This is a genomic window from Bartonella refiksaydamii (assembly GCF_902652675.1).
Classification (GTDB): Bacteria; Pseudomonadota; Alphaproteobacteria; order Rhizobiales; family Rhizobiaceae; genus Bartonella; species Bartonella refiksaydamii.
In genome coordinates this window covers 1-3965 of sequence record NZ_LR736338.1, presented here as the reverse complement: position 1 = coordinate 3965, position 3965 = coordinate 1, and the positions used below count along the sequence as shown (strand labels likewise).

2 protein-coding genes and 2 pseudogenes are annotated in these 3965 nt (G+C 39.8%); all 4 read right to left on the bottom strand.

Annotation, left to right across the window (positions count from 1 at the left end):
- A pseudogene (locus GQO39_RS09330) lies at positions 1 to 106 on the bottom strand (transglycosylase SLT domain-containing protein); the annotation flags it as partial.
- Positions 103 to 2208, bottom strand: coding sequence for a glycine zipper 2TM domain-containing protein (locus GQO39_RS08090; protein ID WP_156851712.1), 2106 nt, complete (start codon positions 2206 to 2208; stop codon positions 103 to 105). The gene GQO39_RS08090 and the pseudogene GQO39_RS09330, both read right to left, overlap by 4 nt.
- 10 nt (positions 2209 to 2218) lie before the next feature.
- Positions 2219 to 3673, bottom strand: coding sequence for a hypothetical protein (locus GQO39_RS08085; protein ID WP_156851711.1), 1455 nt, complete (start codon positions 3671 to 3673; stop codon positions 2219 to 2221).
- A gap of 11 nt (positions 3674 to 3684) precedes the next feature.
- Positions 3685 to 3965: pseudogene (locus GQO39_RS08915) on the bottom strand (hypothetical protein); the annotation flags it as partial.

Genomic DNA, 3965 nt, shown 5'->3' with positions numbered 1-3965 from the left:
CACCACTTTCAACTTGCGCAACACGGTATAAATAACTCTCTGGCAAACCATAACGCACTGCCGTTTGCCGTATCGCTTGATTGACAGCCGGACTATAACGGGTCATTTCGCATACTCTATTGAAGCACTCGGACCTAACCCTTTTGCTATAGCCCTAGAAACAATCTTCAAGCCTTCATCAGTTACCACACCGGCTTTATGCCACTTCAAAGCACTTTGAATCAATTTGGCAATTTCATTGCGCTCCATTCCTTTAACGCCAAAAGTTGCTAACTTCGCTATTCCGCGCTCTAGCTCTTGTCTTGCTCGTACCGCCTCTGGTGCATTTGGATGAAAAAATATGTTTCGTGCTAATTTTAAGCCTTGAGCTGGTATATCAGGAATACTATGTGGTACACGAACTCCATCAAAAAGAGAAATCTTAGGAATGCCTTCAAATTTGCTAAAACCATCTTTTGCTGCATCAGAATAGAATTGCTCCTGATCTACTGCCTTTTTAAAAGTAGAAAACCGTTCCGGTCCTATCATCCTTTTAAGATTCTCAGATGCAAGATTTTGTTTTAAAAGTTTAGAAAATTCATTAATAGGGTCATCATTTTTTCTGAGTAAATCATCTAATGCATCTCTCATACCCATCTGATAGGTATTATTTTGTTTTGTCCAGTTCCCTTTAGAAAGATTTTCCTGAACTGCATCTCTTTCAAAACTCTTTTCAAGCTTTGTTCCAAGAGCTTGTCTACCTTTTTCAAAGCTATCTGCAAAGTTTTTGAATTTTGCCGCACTACCGCGTGCTGCTTTGTACGTAGGAGAGATTTCGTCCATTATTTTTACCAAATTTTGTTTGAGGACTTCGTATCCTAAAATCTTTTGGTTATCGCCATGTTTCTTACTTTTTTCGATTAAATCATCAAGAGACTGCTTAGTTTGATCTAATAACTCTATCGTAGGTTTATAGGTTATACTGCTAAATCTTCTATCATAAAACCTTCTAGGATTTATACTGAGGGGGTGTTCCTCTAAAGTATTGACAGCTTCTTTAAGAGCTTTTTGAAACCCTTTATTTTCAAAAAGTTTATTAAGAGCCGGATAATACTCTCGTCCTATCGGCGTTTGCCTTGCTTGTTCATAAAGATGATCATGCGCTTCTTTCCCTTGCTGTTTAAGTGTCCTGATTAAAGTATCGCTATGCTGGTATGGAACAATTGTCTGCTCCATCATATCATCAAGACGTTGAACAGAACCGCCTAATCTTTTCTCATGCGCTTGTTTCAAAAGATGATAAACATCTTCATTTGTTTTAGACGCATTCCACAAAGTCTGTCGTAGTTTTTCATTAATATCTGTCAAAAATACTTCCTGAGGTTCTGAGCTAAGACGTTCGGTAATTTTTTGGGGTTTATTATCGTAAAGTTGCTTGGCAACTTCTCGCAAAGCCTTATTGGAAACCTCTTTATGAGCGGGATTAAAATAATTCCTTACAAGTGGAGGTGATTTTAAAGCATTTACAAGTAAACCACCTAACTTAGAAACCCCCGCACCTGCTAAACTAGCAGCTGGTGTCAAAACTGCCCCACCAACACCACCAGCTAACGCCGAATTCACCGTATCATTGTAACCTTCTCCTGCACCAGAACCATGTAAAGCTCCAGAGCCTGCCCCAACAAGAGCTCCCCTGCCCAAACTTCCTAAAGTCGAGCCTGCTCGCAAAAAATTTAAAGCAGGGATCCACAATGATGCTATTGTTGGTAAAATCGAACCAGCAATATAAGCACCAGAAGACCACCATGGATGTTTCTCTTCCAAAGCTTTTTGGTAAGCACGTTCTTTGGCTACTCTTCTGTTATAAACCTCTTCTGCCTTTTTATCGCCGCTCCAATAATCCCTCACACCTGCTTCACGTACTGCTTTCATTTCGTCAAAATAACCTGCCGTTGCACCAGATGCGATATGTCTCATAACCGCATCCAACCACGTAAGATCTTTATCATCAAATGAAAAATCATTAGATGTTTCTTGAGTATTAGGAATATCCTCAGCAATACCAATCACTTTATATTTCCTAGCCCACTCAGGGAGACGTGATTTATCATAATCCTTAAGTTCAGGATAATCTGTTTCCTTTTGAACATCTTCAGCAATACCAATAACCTTATACTTTCTAGCCCATTCAGGAAGAAGTGACTTATCATAATTCTTAAGTTCAGACATGAAACATAACCTATTTTCTTATAGTCATTCTTTTACCATCGGCATCAATAACAATAAAATCTGCCCCTTTCGGTAAGGCTTCAATTTCTTCTGCACTTTTTACTACAGGCGCATTTGCACTATGTCCTTGCTGTGGAGCTTTAGAATGCGGCTGTGAGGTAACCTTATCAACATTCTCTTTCGTTAATGCAACGTGACCGTTTTCTAGCAAAGACAATACGTCTGATTTCATCTTACCCAAAATTTCATGGATTTTTTTCAATCTAAACAAGAGCTCTTTATGACCCAAGTTGTACTTTATCTCTCCTAAATAGCTCTTTAAGATATCAAGCTCTCTTTCTGTGAGATTCCCAAAACCTGAGGCGCCATTACGCGAATACTGTCTCATCGTTTCTAAACGATCAATACCTATACGATTTTTAATGGAATCAAGCAGTGAACTCATATCACGGTGTTGAGGAACACCCAACTGAGCTTGTATACTAGCCGCATTACCTGTAGCCCATTCACCATTTTCTTCTATATAATTCATAAAACGTTCAATGTCATGGAGTGTATTATTACTGATAGTTTCTCTATTTTTAAGCTCTATCGTTTCTCGTAGGCGGTCCAATTCTTCTTTAGATTTAGCATCATAACCGCCGTTCGCTTTTTGTAATAGAAAAGCATTCAACGCATCTTTATTCCCAGCCATAAACCGCGCTTCTTCTTCACCCACACCCTGTGACTTTAGATACTCGACGGTCTGATTAACCTGCCCTCTTTGTTTATCGCCTGCATTAAGTTGCTTAACACCACTTGCAAGCGCATCCCACCCAGAACCGCCTGACGGTGCTGCCGACATACCTGCAAAAAGATCTTGAAGCTTTTTATAAAAATCAGACTGGACAAACTTTTCAAAACCAGTTCGAGTATCTGCTGGAGAAGGTTGTGGCTGTGGTGTTGAAGCTGCCTCTACTATAGGCGTAAGTTGTTTAATCTCCTGTGCATTAGGGAGTGATGGATGATCACCTACACCAAGTGGTATTTGCGCTTCAGGAACCATATAGGGCTCTTTCTTCTCATGATAGATTCCATCAGGAACAATAGAACCTACGTTAAGAGAAGAAAGAGAACCCGTATCAAATGGTTTATCAATAGAAATTGCACTAGGAACAACAGGACCTTGATGCTGCTGTATCAATTGCTGTAACAGATTCATTTTATCAATCGGTCTCTCACCAATTTTCGGAATAACCATCCCTAAGAGCTTACGACCATAGATCTCTTCACGCTTTTGGCGTTCTCTTTCTTCTTGAACTGTAGACCATGTTCTTCTAGCACGTTGTACTGTAGGTGGGAGATGTGCACTATGTTGTATTAAACCATCTGCTCCTATTCTAGACATTCTAACTAAAGGATGTTCACCTTGATCAGGAGGAATAAAAAAACGCGAAATGTTATCGAACCAAGAACTTTTTTCCATTTCTTTCTTTCCTATACACCAAATTTTTTGCCTAAAAATGCGCCAAAAGGCTTAGAAATATCAGGAACACCCATAAAACTTGTCGCAAGACCTGCTACTGTCGCAAAATTCTTCCAAGGGTTGTTGCCTTGCATCATAGAGGCTGTATTATTATTCGTCGTTGTGCCGTAATTGCCTGCAAAGCCATGCGCAGCATTCATCAACATGTTCAGTCTATTCCAACCGCTATTGTCTTGCTCCAGCCAACGTTCACGATTGGCATCAACAAGTCTTTGGTTGTAAGCATCAAGCA

Coding starts and splice junctions, on each gene's coding strand:
- GQO39_RS08090 (WP_156851712.1), bottom strand. CDS start 2,208: ATGTCTGAACTTAAGAATTATGATAAGTCACTTCTTCCTGAATGGGCT.
- GQO39_RS08085 (WP_156851711.1), bottom strand. CDS start 3,673: ATGGAAAAAAGTTCTTGGTTCGATAACATTTCGCGTTTTTTTATTCCT.